The organism is Siphonobacter sp. BAB-5405, assembly GCF_002872335.1.
Classification (GTDB): domain Bacteria; phylum Bacteroidota; class Bacteroidia; order Cytophagales; family Spirosomataceae; genus Siphonobacter.
Map to the genome: position 1 here is coordinate 260309 of NZ_NJAG01000045.1, position 17825 is coordinate 278133.

The 17825-nt window shown below is 47.8% G+C and carries 15 protein-coding genes; 10 read left to right on the forward strand and 5 right to left on the reverse strand.

Annotation, left to right across the window (positions count from 1 at the left end):
• Positions 1–14: 14 nt before the first annotated feature.
• The 3 genes from BWI97_RS23805 to BWI97_RS23815 form a co-directional block, all read right to left on the reverse strand.
• Positions 15–2375, reverse strand: a complete 2361-nt coding sequence (locus BWI97_RS23805) for a SusC/RagA family TonB-linked outer membrane protein (protein ID WP_199182079.1) — start codon at positions 2373–2375, stop codon at positions 15–17.
• Positions 2376–2807: 432 nt separating this feature from the next.
• Positions 2808–3152, reverse strand: coding sequence for an L-rhamnose mutarotase (locus BWI97_RS23810; protein ID WP_102203091.1), 345 nt, complete (start codon positions 3150–3152; stop codon positions 2808–2810).
• 8 nt (positions 3153–3160) lie between these two features.
• Positions 3161–4792, reverse strand: coding sequence for an alpha-L-fucosidase (locus tag BWI97_RS23815; RefSeq protein WP_102203092.1), 1632 nt, complete (start codon positions 4790–4792; stop codon positions 3161–3163).
• Positions 4793–5012: 220 nt separating this feature from the next.
• On the opposite strand from BWI97_RS23815, the gene BWI97_RS23820 reads away from it, so the two are divergent.
• Together BWI97_RS23820 and BWI97_RS23825 are read left to right on the forward strand one after the other, a co-directional pair.
• On the forward strand, positions 5013–5852 hold the full coding sequence (locus BWI97_RS23820) for a helix-turn-helix domain-containing protein (RefSeq protein ID WP_158242831.1): 840 nt from the start codon (positions 5013–5015) through the stop codon (positions 5850–5852).
• 430 nt (positions 5853–6282) lie between these two features.
• Positions 6283–7077 (forward strand): DUF2490 domain-containing protein, encoded by a 795-nt coding sequence (locus tag BWI97_RS23825; protein WP_102203094.1) that lies wholly within the window; start codon positions 6283–6285, stop codon positions 7075–7077.
• A gap of 264 nt (positions 7078–7341) precedes the next feature.
• On the opposite strand, the gene BWI97_RS23830 is transcribed toward BWI97_RS23825, so the two are convergent.
• Positions 7342–7965 (reverse strand): alpha-ketoglutarate-dependent dioxygenase AlkB, encoded by a 624-nt coding sequence (locus BWI97_RS23830; protein ID WP_102203095.1) that lies wholly within the window; start codon positions 7963–7965, stop codon positions 7342–7344.
• Positions 7966–8338: 373 nt separating this feature from the next.
• Here BWI97_RS23830 and BWI97_RS23835 point away from each other — a divergent pair, with 373 nt between their 5' ends.
• The 5 genes from BWI97_RS23835 to BWI97_RS23860 all read left to right on the forward strand — a co-directional run bounded on the left by BWI97_RS23835 (position 8339) and on the right by BWI97_RS23860 (position 12790).
• A complete protein-coding gene (locus BWI97_RS23835; protein ID WP_094815939.1) occupies positions 8339–8701 on the forward strand; it encodes a VOC family protein in 363 nt (120 codons plus the stop codon).
• Between the two features lie 10 nt (positions 8702–8711).
• Positions 8712–9158, forward strand: a complete 447-nt coding sequence (locus BWI97_RS23840) for an EVE domain-containing protein (RefSeq protein ID WP_102203096.1) — start codon at positions 8712–8714, stop codon at positions 9156–9158.
• Positions 9142–9606 carry a MarR family winged helix-turn-helix transcriptional regulator gene (locus BWI97_RS23845; RefSeq protein WP_102203097.1) on the forward strand — a complete coding sequence of 155 codons (465 nt, stop codon included), beginning with the start codon at positions 9142–9144 and terminating at the stop codon, positions 9604–9606. Before BWI97_RS23840 ends, BWI97_RS23845 begins: the two co-directional genes overlap by 17 nt.
• A gap of 678 nt (positions 9607–10284) precedes the next feature.
• Positions 10285–10617 carry a hypothetical protein gene (locus tag BWI97_RS23850; protein WP_102203098.1) on the forward strand — a complete coding sequence of 111 codons (333 nt, stop codon included), beginning with the start codon at positions 10285–10287 and terminating at the stop codon, positions 10615–10617.
• Positions 10618–11746: 1129 nt separating this feature from the next.
• Positions 11747–12790: an LLM class flavin-dependent oxidoreductase gene (locus tag BWI97_RS23860; RefSeq protein ID WP_199182080.1), complete on the forward strand. Its 1044-nt coding sequence runs from the start codon at positions 11747–11749 to the stop codon at positions 12788–12790.
• Positions 12791–13030: 240 nt separating this feature from the next.
• Here BWI97_RS23860 and BWI97_RS23865 read toward each other — a convergent pair whose 3' ends face one another.
• A complete protein-coding gene (locus BWI97_RS23865) occupies positions 13031–13384 on the reverse strand; it encodes a helix-turn-helix domain-containing protein (RefSeq protein WP_102203100.1) in 354 nt (117 codons plus the stop codon).
• A gap of 158 nt (positions 13385–13542) precedes the next feature.
• Here BWI97_RS23865 and BWI97_RS23870 point away from each other — a divergent pair, with 158 nt between their 5' ends.
• From BWI97_RS23870 to BWI97_RS23880, 3 genes are all read left to right on the forward strand, one after another.
• Complete coding sequence (locus tag BWI97_RS23870) at positions 13543–14085, forward strand: T9SS type A sorting domain-containing protein (protein WP_102203101.1); 543 nt, start codon at positions 13543–13545, stop codon at positions 14083–14085.
• Between the two features lie 505 nt (positions 14086–14590).
• Complete coding sequence (locus BWI97_RS23875) at positions 14591–15202, forward strand: peroxiredoxin (RefSeq protein ID WP_102203102.1); 612 nt, start codon at positions 14591–14593, stop codon at positions 15200–15202.
• Positions 15203–15413: 211 nt separating this feature from the next.
• Positions 15414–17690 (forward strand): response regulator, encoded by a 2277-nt coding sequence (locus tag BWI97_RS23880; RefSeq protein WP_102203103.1) that lies wholly within the window; start codon positions 15414–15416, stop codon positions 17688–17690.
• Positions 17691–17825 lie beyond the last annotated feature (135 nt).

Below are 17825 nucleotides of genomic sequence, written 5' to 3' on the forward strand. Positions count from 1 at the left end.
TGATGTAAGAGAAGTTAGGCGAAATTGGCCCAGTTCACCCCGTTGCTTTTGCCTCGGTACGTCAGTTGAGCTTCAAAGCCCGTATTTTTTACGCTTCCTACGTTCACAGATGACGTACCTAAGCCCAGCGTAGAAGAGGTGGCAACGGTATAGAGAACCCCGGTCGTTTTCTTATCGAATACGTCGAGAACCATACTTAACTTCCCTTTCCACAATGTTACATCCAGCCCCAGGTTGGAAATCGCCGTTTCTTCCCAGGTGATATCGCCGTTGCTAAGTCGGGTCGTCGCAGCTCCCGTAGCCAGAGCCCCGCCGAAAGAGTAGTTCTGACCCAAACTTACCAGGTTCTGGTATGGGTACGTGCCTACGTTCTGATTGCCCAATATCCCCCAGGAAGCCCGCAGTTTCAGGTTGTCCAGCCAGGAAGCCGAGCGAAGAAATTCTTCTTCGGAAATACGCCAGCCGGCGGAGAAGGAGGGGAACACGCCCCAGCGACCTTTGGCCGGAAAGCGGGAGGTACCGTCGGCTCTCAGGTTGGCTTCCAGTAAATACCGATCTTTAAATGCGTAGTTAAGCCGCCCGAAAACCGATCGAATGCCCCAGGAAGAAGCCGAGCCCGAAACACTCATGCCCGTGGCCGAAGCCGCATTCAGCTCGTACAGCAGGGAGGTAGGAAAGTCTCGGCGGTAGCCGGAAATATAGGAATCATTGTATTCTTCCTGCGAGACACCCCCAAGAATGGTAAAGGAATGATCCTGAATGACTTTAGCGTAGGAAAGCAGCGATTGGAGGGTTACCTGCGTACCCTGTCCGGAGTAGACATTAAGGTTATTGGGACCAACGTATTTATTGGCATCGAACTGGAAATCAGAAGCATATGTCTTGTTGTAACTGCTCCAGAAGTTATAGCCGACTTTACCGCTTAAATTTAGTCCAGGCAGAATGTTCCAGTTCATTTCGGCACCACCTAAAAAGTATTTATTGGTGCCTTTATAAAAGGAGTTACTGGATAACCAGGCTTCCGGGCTATAATTATCCTGGTAGCCGTAAGTGCCATCGGATTTGCGTCCGGCGTAGATGGGCCCCTGACGAACGGCCATGTTAATAATACTGTTCATGCCACCGCCGTTCGAGTTAGGCGAATGATTTTCGGATGTGTAGCCTTGCAGGCTCACTTTCAGCGTCAGCTTATCACTGAGCTGACTATCATTGTTGAAGAGGAAGTTGTAACGAGTGTATCCGTTTTTGGCCACAATGCCGTCCTGGGACAGGTAACTCGCGGAAAACAAATTGCGGCTCCGCTCCGTACCGCCCGCAAAATTCAGAGCGTGGGACATTTGAAAACCACTGCCCGAAGTCAGCAGGTTTTTGAAATGCGGCACGTTGGGATAGTTATCGGGGTCCGACTGGTTGCGGAACGTCTCAATTTGAGCGTCGGTGTAGGAGGGCGACTGACCCGCATTGACATTCGCTTCATTGCGGAGTTTGGCGTATTCCCAGGAATCCACGAATTCGGGCAGGGCGGTGGGCTTTTGCCAGCCCAGGTAATTGTTATACGTTACCTGAAGTTTGCCACTCTGGCCCCGTTTGGTTTCAATGAGGATCACTCCATTGGCGGCCCGGCTTCCGTAAATGGAGGCAGAGGCCGCATCTTTAAGGACCGAAATACTCTTGATGTTGTTGGGATCGACGTCGTTGATGGAAGTGGCTAGCCCATCCACCAGAATCAGGGGACCTCCACCGGCCCCGTAGGAACCAATGCCCCGGATGGTGATCCCGGCTCCATTATTGCCGGGCTGTCCCGATCCCTGTGAGACGACCGCTCCCGTTATCAAACCCGCCAGGGCCTGAGAAGCCTGCGTGATGGGACGGTTCTCAATTTCTTTCGTTGAAATGCTGGAAACCGAGCCCGTTACGTTTACTTTTTTCTGCGTACCATATCCTACCACGACGACTTCGGTAAGGGCTTTGGTATCGGTTTGAAGCACAATGTCTACCGCCGTCTTACTGGAGCTGACCGCAACGCTCTGGCTGATGTAACCAACGGAAGAAATCAGTAAGGTCCCCGCATCCGTGGGAATGCTAAGCGAAAATTTTCCGTCAGCATCGGAAGTGGTACCGATGTTCGCGTTTTCCTGGAGGCGAATCGTAGCTCCCGGAACCGTCGTTCCTTTCTCATCCGTAATCTTACCCGTGATACTGAAGGCGATGCTTGTTTCCTGCGGGGAAGCCGCTGGGATTCGCGTTTTGGGAGTAAGGAAAGCAGAAATTCGATTGGATTCCGCCTTTGAAACGCCCGCAATCAGCAGGCATCCCATGAGCACCGCCCGCTGGACCATTCGCTGGTGAGGAGGTAGTAAAAATAGGTTTTTCATAAGATGTAATGAGCATGAAGACAATAAGATTCCGGCAGCTCCGGGACAGGAGCTGTTACTAGGTTTGAAAAGGGCTAAGGGAAAGCGTATGCTTCAGAAATAAGGAACGCGTACTGGCGATTCGGTACTAGACGTTTAGGACTAACCGTAAAAATGCAGTAGATGAAAGGCTATTGGGTGCCACTTCAGCTATGAGGAAGCGGGCACCCGGCCATTCACTACTAGAGGTTTAAGGGTGAAATATTAAATCAATGAATTGTTTTGGGGTGAGCTATTCGGTAATTCAGTTGGCGGGTCCTTGGGAAGCACACTTCAGGATACCCGAAGCATGCACATCCCGGCCACTCACTAAACCATATTTTTAACGCTTATAAATATACGTTTTGGTGATTAGAAAGGTAGGATACCCAATCCTGTGTTTTACTAGAGAGGTTAAGCAGGAACTAAGGTAAAGATGCGATCCATGGGTACCCATTTTTCATTTTCAGCGGACCAGCTGAGCGGAAGTTGAAATTGCGACATGAGGGCTTCCCATTCCATTACTTTGGCATTGTTGCGATCCATTTCCTCTTTTAGACTGAAATCAAAGTCATCCTTCGTTTCCATGATCATGAAGAGGCGATTACCGGTTCGATAGATTTCCATACCCGTGATGCCACTTGACAGGATGCTTTGCGTTACTTCGGGCCAGGCATTTTCGGATTGATGGTATCGCTCATATTCCTGGATAAGCTCAGGATCGTCCTTTAGATCCAGGGCAAGGCAGAACTTTTTCATACACGGGTCTAAACAATTTTCAGGGCATTGGCATAGGGCAGAGCCGGTTTGTTGGCGGGAATCTGCACGACGAGTCCCTGACTGGTTTGCTCAAACGACAGCGAATCATTGCCTCCGAGCAGCGAAACGCGGCGAACGGGGGTCGGATGTAAGCCCTTATCGGTGGCCAGCGAAGTAATCACCACTTTGCCGTTCTCGGGCCAGCCCATGACGGTCGCATACAAGGCGTCACCTTTGGCCGTGAACCGAATGTCCTGGGCGGTAAACGCTTTGCCTTTGCCTTCGTTGAAGCCCTGAGCTGACAGGGGGGCGGCTCCTTCCTGAGCCGGGCCTTCGCCAAATACCTTCCAGGGCCGCGTGCCGTAGATGGCTTCGTTGTTGACTTTCATCCAGTTACCAATTTCGGTCACCACCGCCCGCTCCTGCTCATCAATGCTGCCATCGCCCCGTACCGGAATATTAAGCATCAGGTTTCCATTCTTACTGACTACGTCAATTAAGGTGTGAATGACCGTTTTAGCCGATTTATACCCTTTCCGATCGTATACCGCCCGGTTATAGTGCCAGTCGCCAATGCAGGTATCGGTTTGCCAGGGCAGGGGTTCAATGGCATTACTCTGTCCTCTTTCGATATCCCAGACCATGCATTTTCGCTGCTGTTCGTCGAGCACTTTGCCAAACACGACCGCCTGTTGATTCCCTTGCTTGTCTATGTTTTTGTTGTAAAGGTGAGCGGCAATTTTTAGCCCAGCGTCATCGATGGGCCACAGCGGCAGAGCCGTATCATCGAAATAGATGAATTTGGGATTGTACTGATCAATGAGATCAATGGTTCGCTTTAAAAACTTGTCGCAGTATGCTTTGGTGGGTTTAGCCACTCCATTGCCCCAGTTCCACTGGCTGTGAATCATGCCGTCGTCCCAGCTGTTTTTACTCAGGGGGTGATTCTGGGCGTATAATTCCTGAGGATCCATGCCATCCCACCACTTGCCTTTTCCATCGGCTTTGGTCACGTTGCCGTCGTAAGGAACGCCCTTCAGAGGCCCTTGTTTGTCGCTCCGCTGAGCCGTTTCCATCCAGCTCCAGGCATGGGCCGCGTGCACGCTGACTCCAAAGGGAAGGCCTTGGCGGCGAGCGGCTTTTTCCCAGCCGCCGATGATGTCTTTCCTGGGACCTACCTTCGTTGAATTCCAGGACTGGTGTTTGCTGTTATACAGATCCAGGTTGTCATGGTGATTAGCCATGGCCATAAAATACTGAGCTCCCGCCTGCTTATAAAAAGCCACCAGCTCTTCCGGATTCCAGTTTTCGGCTTTCCACTCATGAATCACATCCTTAAAGCCAAATTTGGAAGGATGCCCGTATTTGTTGAGGTGATATTTGTATTGATGACTGCCTTCCTGATACATGCCCCGGGCGTACCAGTCGCCGGCTTCCGGCTGACACTGCGGCCCCCAGTGAGCCCAAATCCCAAATTTAGCATCCTTAAACCACGTCGGCGTCTGAAACTGTTCCAGCGATTGCCAGGTGGGTAAGAACGGGCCTTTCCGGGTTCTGGCCAGTTCAGCCAACAAAGGATTGGAAAGAGCCAGCGTGGGTAATAAACCAAGCGTACTTTTAAGGAGGGATCTACGATTCATAGGTGAATGCTTAGGCTAGCGTAAGACGCCTTTAAAACAGCTAATTGATAATACAAATGTATAGTATAATAAAATGTTTGAATTGTACAAAAAGGATTTTAATTTTAACAAATCGGGTTTTTGTGTAAGTTTGAAAATTTGGCAGAAATTCAGGTAGAAAGTTAATCGATCTAGTTATCAATGACTTATGCATAATACAGGCTTTAAAACCACATTTTCCTTGTTACATACCGACTATGTCCAGTTGAACAAATCGTGGAATTATCGGGACGTGATGAGTCCTTTCTATCGGATTTATCTCATTGATGGCGGTTTGGGTTCGCTCGGGGATACGGATCAGTCCCTGGTACTGGAAGCGGGGCACCTGTATCTGATTCCCAGCTTCACCCGATGCGATCACGCCTGCAACGATTGGCTCAGTCAATATTACGTGCATATTCTGGAAGAGAATCCGGCTGGATTGTCGCTGTTCGCCTCCAGCCGTCGGGTGATCAAAATCAAATCGATTCCGGAAGATTTGATTCTCTTCAGGCGGCTGTTACAATTAAATCCCGGGCGGGATTTAAGAAGAAGTGATGACCCCAGAGAATATCAGAATCAACCCTTGCTGAAGGATTTCAAACAGCGAAATAATGAGATTCCCTTTGCCGCCTATGTAGAAACCAATGGCCTGATTTTGCAATTGTTGTCGCGTTTTCTGGGAAACGAGGAGTGGCTATCCTCGCAGCAAACCCGGATACCGGCTAAAATTGAGCAGGCCATGAACTACATCCAGCAGCAGTTAAGCAATACAATAACCGTCGAGATATTAGCCGATCAGGTAAGTCAGAGTGCCCATTATTTTTCTAAACTGTTTCTACAGGCAACGGGTCAGCGTCCCCTGGAATATTTGCTGCAAAAAAGAATCGAGAAAGCTCAGTTTTTGATGCTCACGACCCCCCTGAGCTTATCGGAAATCGCGGTTGAAACGGGTTTTGAGAGCTTGTCTTACTTTTCCAGAAGCTTTAAAAAGGTTACCGGACAAAGTGCCAGTCAGTACAGCCGGGCGAATATGTTTTAAGTAGAGGAGACCAATGGTGGTTTTTACAGTAGGACCGTAGGCAAGGTTTGTAAGACAACAAAGGAGAACCTGTGTTCAAAAAACATATATAATATTCTGATTTACAGTTGTTTGTACTGGTAAGTGATAGTGGCGGAATGGACAGGCGAAATTTTTAGGAAACGTAAGTTTCAAAGAGAGAAGTATGCTCAGGACTCTTAACGGATCGGTTTTAGTTAAATCATTTGCTCTGAATAGGTAAGGAACACTTGGTGAAAGGAAAGTACATCGTCAGAGGAACGATCGTTCATACGCTGCAACGGCATCCTGGAATCAGAGCATCCGACACAGGGTGAATGACGGCGTCTGCTGCTTCCATAACCGTAACTTTATCAGCAGGCCTGAGTTATATAGGCAGGCAGGAGGGTCAGCCTCGTATCACTGGATAGAAATGAGTCGGTATTTACTGGTTATACTTTGTAGTTTAGGATTAAAGGCGTACGGACAATCGTTTCAAAATGAGGTGCGTCACCGGGCCGTGTTCTGGACTGAATTGAATTACGTTTATAAAATCAATACCAGGTGGAGTTTGCAGTTAGATCATCAGTATCGTCGGCAGGCCGATGACCATGGTCGCGATCTTAACGTATTCCGGCATCCGCTTTTACAGGTGTTCAGGCCCTGGGTTAATTACCAGCTTTCAAAACCCGTCCGTTTGTCGCTTTCCCCCATCGGGGTATGGTGGAACTGGGGAAAAACCAATCAGTACCAGCCGATTACCTTCTTTCAGGAAATTCGGGTTATTCCTCAGTTACAGATCACCAAGCCTTTGAAAAAGGGTGAATTTGTTCAGCGATACCGGGCGGAACTACGATGGCCCTCGCACACGGATACCCTGGCAACTTCCTATATCTTTCTGTCGGACGGCGAATCTCAGGAAGTACTGGCCGACCGATTCAATGTTCGCTTACGGGCCATGGCTCGCTGGATCAATCCGCTGAACAAAAAGTGGTACACCCATGTCAGCGTAGAGCCAATGGCGGTGATTTCTCCTTCCATTACTCACTTCGATCAAAACCGAACGTACCTGGCGATGGGCAGGTACGTAAAGAAAAACCTTCGGGTGGAAGTCGGGTACTTAAATCAGTTTGCCGTTCAGCGAATACCGGATGAAGAATTACGGATTTACCGATTTAACCACGCACTTCACCTGTTTGTGTACCTGGAAAATCTGCTTGATAAGTAAGTTTTCATGAGTCGGGAGATCGGGTTGCCCTGCTTTCAAAACAGCTGCTAACATTCGTGCAGGAGTATTCCGGCTATGCCCATTGCTCGGTAGCTCATAAACGCATGGATTGAAGACTGTACCTATCCGCTCACACGATCAGGGTGGACTTTTATAATAGTACGGCTGTACACGGTGTTAATTGCTTTACCACGAATAGTACCCAATGAATAGCGAATAATCTGTTGTTTATCAATTATAATGTTGTTTTAAAAAGAGAACTGTCTAAACAGCAGCAAATTGCTCCTTCAGTAGCTGGGCCACTTTACCCTCGGGGTCCATCGGCTTGACTTTTTGCGGTTTTACTTTCCGGTAGGTAATAGATACCCGTCTTTCGCGATGCTGTATCTGGCCATCAACCACATCTTTTTTCCGGGGGGGTATGGCGTGTTTCCACTTCAGCCGGGCTTCGTCCTGCATCACGTACAGCGAACGGCGGGGGATTTCTACATCGATCACTTCCAGATTCTTTCCTCTGATAAACCGCATGATACAGCCACTGCCCAGATTGACCCCGCAGATCTGGTTATCATAGTAATTACGGTCCTTGTGAGGTTTGATGCCTTCGCCGGGTTCATACTCATTGATGATAACCTGATCGGGCTGGTGCAGAAGGATGTGTTGTTCAACAATTTCCTTGGATAGCTGGTAAATCAACGAAGGCATTTCAACCGGAAATTTGATCAGATCATACGGTTTATCGAGTTCATTCCGGTAGCCGTAGTACTGCAGTCTTCTTTTATAATCCACAATCCAGGTCTGATGATCAATCTCGTGCACTAATTGTGCTTCTCTGGCTTCATCAATGAAGTCAGGGTATAGAAATAAACCGGGCACTGCTGTTTCCATGTACTTGCTAAGGTTTCTAATTGAAAAAATAGAGTTGCTTTTAAGCTACAGGTATGACGTAAAGCCTCTCGCTTCCCGGATACGAATGATAAAGAACTGTTCCCATAGCGTACGGATGAAGTTGCACCCCCCACCACTAGCTGTGCCTGGGGACTGGACAGGGGTACGGTCTGCCTATGGCAAGTCCATACGCTATTGATCGGTAAAGTGGTTTCGGGACTTCGTTCCAGAAAATCGGAAAAGATGGCTGATTGAATGGAGTACGCCAGATCAACAGGCAAACAGGCCAGTTTCGATGCCAATGAAGGAAAATCAGAAAAATTGCCATATTGTTGTCGAATATAATATATTTGTGACAACAAAAATCAATGCAATGAGAAAATTAGCATTTGCTTCCCTTCAGGTAAGGGATCTGGAAATCTCCAAAACGTTTTACATCACCCAACTAGGGTTTGAAGAAGCTGGAATTCCTAACCCTCAGGCTTGTGTATTTCGCTATAACCAGGGCGAGGCCAGCTTTGCCATCCGAACGCCCCTGAGTAATCTGGAAGGAAAAGAGCTGGGTATCGGTACTTCCCTCTGGTTCGCCATCGATGAAGCAATTGAAGACCTCCAGGCTCAGTTAATAGCCAGGAATGTGCCCCTGCTGGGACCGATTCAGGTAACGCCTTTCGGGAAAATCCTGGTTGTCAGCGACCCCGATGGATACAACATCACCTTTCTGAAAGCAAACTAGCCTGATCGGTATGAACAGCGAACCCAAATACTGGATCATCGTAGCATCGAAGGATCATGTCAAAACCGGACTTGCCGGGGGCTTTGCTCAGGCCTGTCATGGTAAGGCGTCACCTTTGAAAAGAATGCGTAAGGATGATTTCCTGATTTATTATTCGGGAAAGCAGACGATGGGAAGACCCGAAGCGTGCCAGGAATTTACTGCCATCGGTAAGGTTGTGGATGACGAAGTGTATCAGGTCCGGGTATCCGAGGACTTTTGCTCCTCCAGACGTACCATTGAATTTTTGCCGGGTAGGGATGTTTCCATTTTGCCCTTACTTTCGGGATTGAATTTTATCCAAAATAAGAAAAGCTGGGGCTATCCATTCCGTTTTGGTTTTTTCGAAATTGATCGGCATGATTTCGAATGGATCGCTTCACGCATGTTAACCGAAGACGATGTCCCAACGCATTGAATTTCATTTTAAAAACCCCGAAGACAGTCCGGGTTTTCTTCTGGGGCAACTGACCCTACTGTGGCAGCGGAAACAAAAGCGGGTCCTGGATCCTCTGGACCTAACGCATACGCAGTTTGCCCTGCTCTGTGCTCTGGCCTGGCTGTCGAGGGAAAGTGATCAGGTCACGCAGGTTGACATCGCCATGCAGAGCAATGCGGATCGGATGATGGTATCGAAAGTACTGCGGACGCTGGAAGAGAAGCAGTTCATTACCCGTCAGGAACATCCGACCGATACCCGGGCGAAGACAATCAAATTGACTCCGGAGGGAGAACGGGTACTGCAAAAAGCCATTGTCAGCGTAGAAACGGCCGATTTGGAGTTCTTCAATCAGATAGGAACCGATGTACAAACGTTCAATGCAACCATGGCAGCACTGATCAAAGAAAATGCGAAAGAAGCGTAAACTCAAACGGTGACGGGCTCAGTTGAACCTGAAAAGTTTACGCAATGGTTTGGTTAGACGCAAGCCCCTCACCACTAGTTTTTTTGTAGATAGACACTGTATTGTCGGTTGTCCGTTAATCTCCCCTGAATAAACGGCAAAGATCCCAGGGAGTCTTTTAATCCCCTTGGCTAAAAAATAAGTACTCTGGTTAACTCAGCTTCCCTTCCCCGTTTGTCCAAAGCAGGCAAAACAATCCTAACCTGGCTAAAAAATTAATACAACATTAACACAGGATCAGTGCTTTATACGGTTGATCACCGCTACGCTATACGGCACCACCATCATGATCCATCCCTATACCATTGCTGTCGGTCCATCGTTGCTGGATGATTTACAGGCCTGACTCACTCAAATTCGCTTCGTACATGAAGGGATACGGGAACGAATCGGAATCAGGTATTTCTGCGGAATTATTCCTTTTATTCTTTGCGTACTGAAACCAGCAGGGAATCAAGAGCAGCACGTGCCTGCATCGAGTCAACACGGTGCTGCTGTACCTGGTAAGTATAAAAAGGCACGGATAGATAGTTTAACCATAGGAGTAGTTATACATCTAATAAAAAGAGGGGGCCAAACTCCTCATCAATTGACGAAATAAAACACTTATTCTAAGTACTACTTTCCTATATACCGAGTATGATGAAAATTACGGTCGAATTTATGGTGGACGACCACTTTCCTGAAGAATGGTACGAAGTGCTGAGTGCCTTTGCTGGTTTAGAGCTGGACTTACCCCATGAACTGGTGCCTCAGGTAGGCGATCACCTCGACTTTAAGGTAACAACGTTTGTTGATCCTCCGGATTTCTGGGTGGATGCTACTGAGGAAGACGAATTACAGCAGTACGAAATAGCCGATCAGCTTTTGGCCGATCAGGAACTGGCCGTCGTAAAACGGGTTTTTAGTGGAGATCACATCCGTTTGTACTTTCATATTGATGGGGTTCATCCCGCAGCAGAAACGGACTGAGCAAAGGCTTTGCAGGCAATTTAGGTCTGGATTTAAATAAACTCCCACTGCCTGGCGGAGCAGTGGGAGCGAGGTTGGCTACGAATCAACTAATCGTAATAAGCGATAAGGAAGTGTTGGCGGCTTTAAAAAGGTAGATAAATATAGCTGGGAGCATTAGCAAAAAGTGTCGCCATTCCCACTTAAAAAAGAAATTTTATAATCAAGTAATGCCGGCAGGTCCATTCATAACCGAAGCTTAATCCTGGCTTCACAGTAGGTTTTTAGTAGATAGGCTTTAGCTCAGGTGCTGATGCAGCTTCCGTCAGCGATAGTATTTCTCCATAGCTTTCCTTCTCGTTTCTGGATTGATTAGCCAAAGACCTTTTTACAGGCTTTGAAGAAAGCCGTTCGGTCAAAGTTTGTCTTCAACGGCTTGTATGATTTACGGATTGAATTCGCTTCTTGCATCCATAGTTCTGAAATGCAGGCAGTAATGCAGGCCGTTACGTGGGAGGGCTTTGCTCAGACTTTGGCTATTCTGGGCAATAATCCTCGGTTCCTCGATGCTTTCCAGTGGGGATAGACTCCAGTTGGGTTCAGTACCCCTCAACCAAAGCTCAGGCAGGCAAACTTCATGCGTACTGATCCACCGTTTAGTGGGGCTTCCGTCGTGGTCCATACGGAAACGATTCTTACATAAATACTATCTATTTCATTTTAAAGCCTCCAGGTATAGACGCTGGTTTCTGTTATTCAAGATTTAAAGAAAGTATTCAGTATGCTGATTAACAGCTATTTAATGCAGATTTGAAAAGGACTAAAAGACCTGAACCCGTACGTAGTTCAGCCATACAAAATGCTGCCCGGCGTTTTTGAAAAAGGGGTTTTCGACGGGACAGGAAACGATCAGCAGCCGTTTTTGTTTACCAGAGATGTGTAGAAAGCGTAGTCCGAAAAAGAGTCAAGTCAACGGCCACTCTTTTCAAAGTGAATCGCTTTCCTGAAACAGATTCTGCTTTCCTTTAGGAAAGTACTATACAAAAGAAAGCAGGTCTGGTTACATTTACGGACTCGTTACTGCCGGAAATTAATTTCTTACATCAGAAAAGTTCCATCCGGGCAGTAGGCACGCCATTAATACAAAGTCATGATGAATCATCAGAATATAGCTTACTCGCTTTTAGAACTCGCTCTGGCTCCGGAAGGGACTACCATCAAAGAGACGCTGAACAACTCCCTGGCTCTGGCTCAGGAAGCGGAGGCCTTAAACTTTACCCGATACTGGTTTGCCGAACACCATAATGCAGAGCATATTGGCAGTAATGCTCCTTCCATCCTCATCGGTTATGTAGCCGAAAACACCCGTACGCTTCGGGTCGGGTCGGGAGGGATCATGCTTCCTAATCATTCACCCCTGATTGTCGCCGAACAGTTTGGTACCCTGGCTCAGTTGTATCCCAACCGCATTGACCTGGGTCTGGGAAGAGCCCCGGGGACGGATGGTCAGACGGCTCATGCCATTCGATCTGATTTCATGGAAGCGGCCCAGTCCTTTCCGCAGGAGGTAAGTAAAATCCAAACGTACTTTTCCAGTGAAAACCAGGGGTCAAAAGTACGAGCTCCCATCGCCGAGGGCACCGAAGTTCCGCTGTATATCCTGGGTTCGAGTACCGATAGTGCTCACCTGGCCGCCAAAAAAGGACTGCCTTATGCGTTTGCCAGCCATTTTGCTTCTACGCATTTATTGAACGCCCTGGCTATCTACCGCCGGGAATTCCAGCCTTCTCCGTTTCTGCGTGAGCCGTACACAATAGCTGGCGTCAACGTACTGATTGCTGATACCGATGAAGAAGCAGAAAAACTATACACGACTCTTATCCGCATGTTTCTGGGGGTATTGACGGGGGCAAAAGATGCATTGCAGCCCCCGACTGAAATGACGGACGAATTCCGGCAAATTCTGAAACATCCTACCCTGAATCAAATGCTGAAATATTCGTTTGTGGGTAGTAAGGCAACCGTAAAAAGGCAAATTGAGGCATTTCTAACCGAAACGCAGGTTAATGAACTGATTGCTGTATCCACTACCTATGATTTTGAAGACCGGATAAAGTCGATTCGGTTGTTTGCAGAGGTAATGCAGGAGATCAATGCCAGCAAAACGGTAGCAAGTAATGCATTGGTCTCGTAAATCAGGAGTACGGGTTGTTGATAATCAAGCGGGGAAGTCTTCAAAATCAGGGTAGTTTGATCTGATTAGTCCTGACAAGAACCATTGAAACGGGCGTAAGAAATCTACGCCCGTTTTTCTTTCTTCAACCCATCGTGTGAATGATACGGGTGCCTGCCCAGGTAGTGATGGATCTTAACCGGAACTGCCCCAACCCCGCTAGCACGAGCCTTACCCACTAAAAAGCCGGGCTACTGTTCTTCAAACATCTACCTGCATGATCTTCTTTCGATGATTAAGCCCCCAGTCTTTCAACGCGTAAATAATGGGCGTTAGCGTATCAGCATAGGCGTCGGCCTGGTAGGAAATCTTCACGGGATACCCCTCAATAATGATTCGCTTGATGAGTTTGTGCTCTTCCAACTCCTTCAATTCCTTGGCCAACACCTTGGGCGTGATGCCCGGAATACTATTCTGAATATCGGTAAACCGCTCATTACCAACGGTAATCGAAATAATGATGGGCAGTTTCCACTTGCCATTAATTACATCCAGCGTATCCCGAACGGGTTTGATGGTTTCCAGACAATTGCAATAGCCCTTTTTAGTTTCCATGTACTGCTTGTAAATATGTTGCTTTCTTAAAGGAAAGTGCTATACAAAGGAAAGTATAGGGGTCTGGTTTTGCAAAACAATTCATCTCCATCCGTAAGGAAATAGGAATCATACGATCCGGTACTGTTGGTCGCACATGGGTGGGCATTCGCAGTTGAATGTCAGCGAGCACTTCCGGTACGTTTGCAACGCTTTGCAGGCGTCGGAAAAGAGTCTTCGGTGCTGGTTATCTGGCAAATGGCTTCCGAAAAAACACCAGTCATTTTGAGGTACAGCGGAATCAGGACGGAGAACATTGGAATGTATTAGGGACGCAGAAAGCTCGTGGCGAAAGCCAGTCATTGATTAACTACCGCTTTGTGGACGAGTATCCGTTACGCGGCATTAATTATTACCGACTGAAAATGATGGACAAGGATGACACTTTTACGTATACGCGTGCTCAAAGCGTGGAGATGGCCCGGGGAACGGCAATTGTCTATCCCAATCCTGTAGCAGAAACGCTTTATTTGAAAAACGTAGAGGCAACTCTGGTGCGGGAAGTCGTACTACAGGACCTGCGTGGCGTAGTGTTCTTCCGGTCGTCTGATTGCCCAGCCAGGGGTATAAACGTTCGGAAAGTGACTAAAGGCACCTATCTACTCACGGTTATCGAGCACAGTGGGTTTGCCAGGAGCTATAAGGTCATTATTGGTCACTAATCAGGCTATTGCGTGGTATTCATGCATGGGCTAAGTTCAACGCTGCAGAAGCAACAAGGCTGCCTGTAAGCAGGGAATAGGTTGTTAAGTAGGCCTGTTTTTTCTGTTAGCTTATCCTTTTAACTTCTGCTCTGGTACTTCGTTGAATAAACGCGGGAATACGCGGTGCAAACTTTTCGTTCACTGCAGAGTTGTACAGAGACTCCGATGCCTGAAGATTACGAGCGGGATTGAATGGCTTTGTGGCATTCGCTCTTTGATTGTCTCTACGTCTATGGTACCCGCAAAATCCGGCTTGTACGAAAGCATAGGAGGCGGTATGATTACGGAGCTTCCATCCACAGCGGGTACTTAGGTCCATCGAACCCTTGCGTTCAAAAACGAAATTTGAACCAGAATTTCCGGTTAAACAGCCATTTCAAACGAGTTAGCAGTGTTTTCCCGAAGAAATTCATTATTCATAGAAATATAATTAATATTGTGTTTTGTTAAGAACCAAAACTAAATGAATACCTACACGCTAAGAAAATGGATGATTGGAGTTTGGCTATTGGTGTTATTCTCAGCGATAGGAATTCTGTTTTGGTATAACTCCTGGGTATATCTGATTCCCACTCCCATTCCCCAAAACTATAAACCGGTTCCGGTAGGATCGGTGCTTTCAATACAGGGACTTACCCCGGAGCACAAGCCTACGCTTCTTCACTTTTATAACCCGGATTGCCCCTGTTCCCGATTTAACCTGACGCATTTCCGATCGTTGGTCAAAGCCTATCAATCGCAGGTTAATTTTGTGGTTGTCGTGATGAGCAGTAAAAACTATTCGATAGCCGCGATCCAGGAACGGATCGGCCTTACCTTGCCTGTTCTGTTTGAAAAATCAGTGGCTGAACAGTGCGGGGTCTATTCAACGCCGCAAGCGGTTTTACTGACGTCTGAGCAGCAATTGTTTTACCGGGGTAATTATAATCGCAGTCGCTACTGCACGGATGAACAAACCAGTTACGCCAAAATGGCCCTTGCGAAACTAGTGAACCATCGGGTGGCAGGAGACTTTGATGCTCTGGCGTTGAAAGCGTACGGCTGTGTCCTGCCCGTTTGCCAGATGCCCGAGTGATTGGTTCTGGGTCCGAAAGTTTGCGTTGAAAACACTGAAAAAACATTACTACCCAGCCCGAGAGAGCTGAATTCCTGATTAGCCCAGCCGCATGCCGATCCTGCTGGCTCCAGGCTCCTGAAAATGTTCATTCCCTCTTCCTTCGAATGAATCCCTTATACTGATTACGCGTACCCAGTGCCCCGCCTTTTATTTTAGCTCTTGATAATCAATGCTTCCTGAATCTATTCAAACCGCCAAAACGCCTTTATCATCAGGTACAGAACCGGCCTTTATCTCCTCCGTCAAAGAGCGATCGGACCGCCTGATGAATTACTTCCTGATCGGCTACTTTTTAATAGGACTGGTACTGGCTACTTTCTACGACACCTGGCTGATCGCCCTGGGCGTTGGAGGACTTTCGCTACTGGCGTACTACTCGACCAAACGGGCATTGCCCAACTCGGACCTTTATCAGTATGTACTGAGTGCAGTGCTGGGTATTTTCATGGCCCAGTACATCTACCAGATGCACGGCCTCTTTGAGATGCATTTTTACGCCTTCATTGGCAGTGCTATTTTGATTACCTATCAGAAATGGCAATTACAGATACCCATAATGATTGTGGTGCTGGTCCATCATGCCATTTTTGGTTATTTGCAGAATACCGGCTATTCCCAATTGTACTTTACCCGGCTGGATTACTTTGACCTGCTAACGTTTGTCATTCACATCTTTCTGGCGGCCGTTATCTTTTTCATTGGTGGTCTGTGGGCGTACATGATGAAAAAATACAGCGAATTGCAACGGATTCAGGCCCAGAAAATGGCCGATCTGGAGAAAGAAGCCACCCTTTCCAGAGAGCGACAACGCAATGAACTGATTCAAAAAGAAATCAACAGTCGGCTGGTAGCTGCTAATCTGGCCCTGGAGAAAGCCCGGGCGGAAGCAGAAAAAGCAAATCAGGCGAAAAGTGTGTTTTTAGCCACGATGAGCCATGAAATTCGCACGCCCATGAATGGCGTGATTGGCATGGCCGCTCTGCTTCAGGAAACGCATTTGACGTCCGAGCAACGCGACTACACGGAAACCATCGTTAAATGCGGCGATTCCCTGATCAATGTGATTAATGACATTCTTGATTTTTCCAAGATTGAATCCGGTAGTTTAGAACTCGAGCAGGAGGATTTCATCCTTCGCCAGTGCATTGAAGATGTGCTGGATATTTTCGCTACCAAGGCCATGGAGGCCCAACTCGATTTGATCTATCAGATCGAAGAAGATGTACCCGTACAGATTGTCGGAGATTCGTTGCGGCTGAAGCAAATTCTGGTCAATCTGGTAGGAAACGGCATCAAGTTTACCGAAAAAGGGGAGGTTTGCCTGTCTGTATCACTCGGAGTCACGGAAGATCCTTCCGTCATCCAGCTTCACTTTTCGGTGCGGGATACGGGGATTGGTATTCCCAGCCATAAGATAGGGCGTTTGTTCAAGTCCTTTTCACAGGTAGATTCGACGACGACCCGCAAGTACGGCGGTTCGGGTCTGGGACTAGCCATTTCTGCCCGACTGGTTGATTTAATGGGCGGCAAAATCAGGGTTGATAGTCAGCCGGGTTGTGGCTCGACGTTTTCGTTTACTATGCAGTGCCAGAACAGTACCAGGTCGCTGATGCCTCAGGCCCAGCACCAGATGGAAGGGCAGGAAGGCAAGCAGGTATTATTGGTCGATGACAACACTACCAATCTGACCATTCTGAAGCGGCAGTTTGAGATCTGGAAATTTCATCCAATGCTGGCTTCTTCGGGTGAGATGGCCCTGGAGGTACTGGCGGCTCATCCAGGCATTGATCTGGTCATTACCGATATGCAAATGCCAGTGATGGACGGAGTGATGCTGGCGGAGCAAATCAAAAGGCAAATGCCTCATCTGCCGATCATTTTGCTGAGTTCCATCGGGAAAGAGCTGGATCACAGACAACGGCAGTTGTTTGTCTCGACGCTTAGCAAACCCATCCGGCAACACGAACTGATTAAGCACCTGCTGGACGCACTACACTGGCAGGCGTCGGTTCCGAAGCAACCCGCGGTTCCGGGTAAACTGAGTACCCAGGTTAGCGAACAATACCCCCTGACCCTGATGGTGGCGGAGGACAATGCGATTAATCAGCGGGTTATCAAAACTATTCTGGTGAAACTAGGGTACGAGCCTGATCTGGTCGATGATGGTCAGCAGGCGGTTGAAGCCGCCAGCCAGAAAAAATATGATCTGATATTGATGGACATGCAAATGCCCGTAATGGATGGCCTGGAAGCTACGCTACTCATTCGCCAGACCCTGTCGCATCAGCCCATCGTCATTGCGTTGACGGCTAACGTCATGAGTGGGGTCGAACAAACGTGTCTGGAGGCGGGTATGGATGATTACCTGGCCAAACCGGTTAAACTGGAAGAATTGATCAGTAAGCTTGAAAAATGGCACCCCAAAGTAATCACTACGATCGAGTAAGGTCTGGAAAGGCACGGGCACTATCCTCAGTAGTTTTTTGAGACGGAAAGTCAGGCTTACTCTGTCAATAAAGGATAATTCCCTTAAGCTGATTCGAAGCGTTTATTTCCAGATACGCAGGGAAGCAAAAGGGAG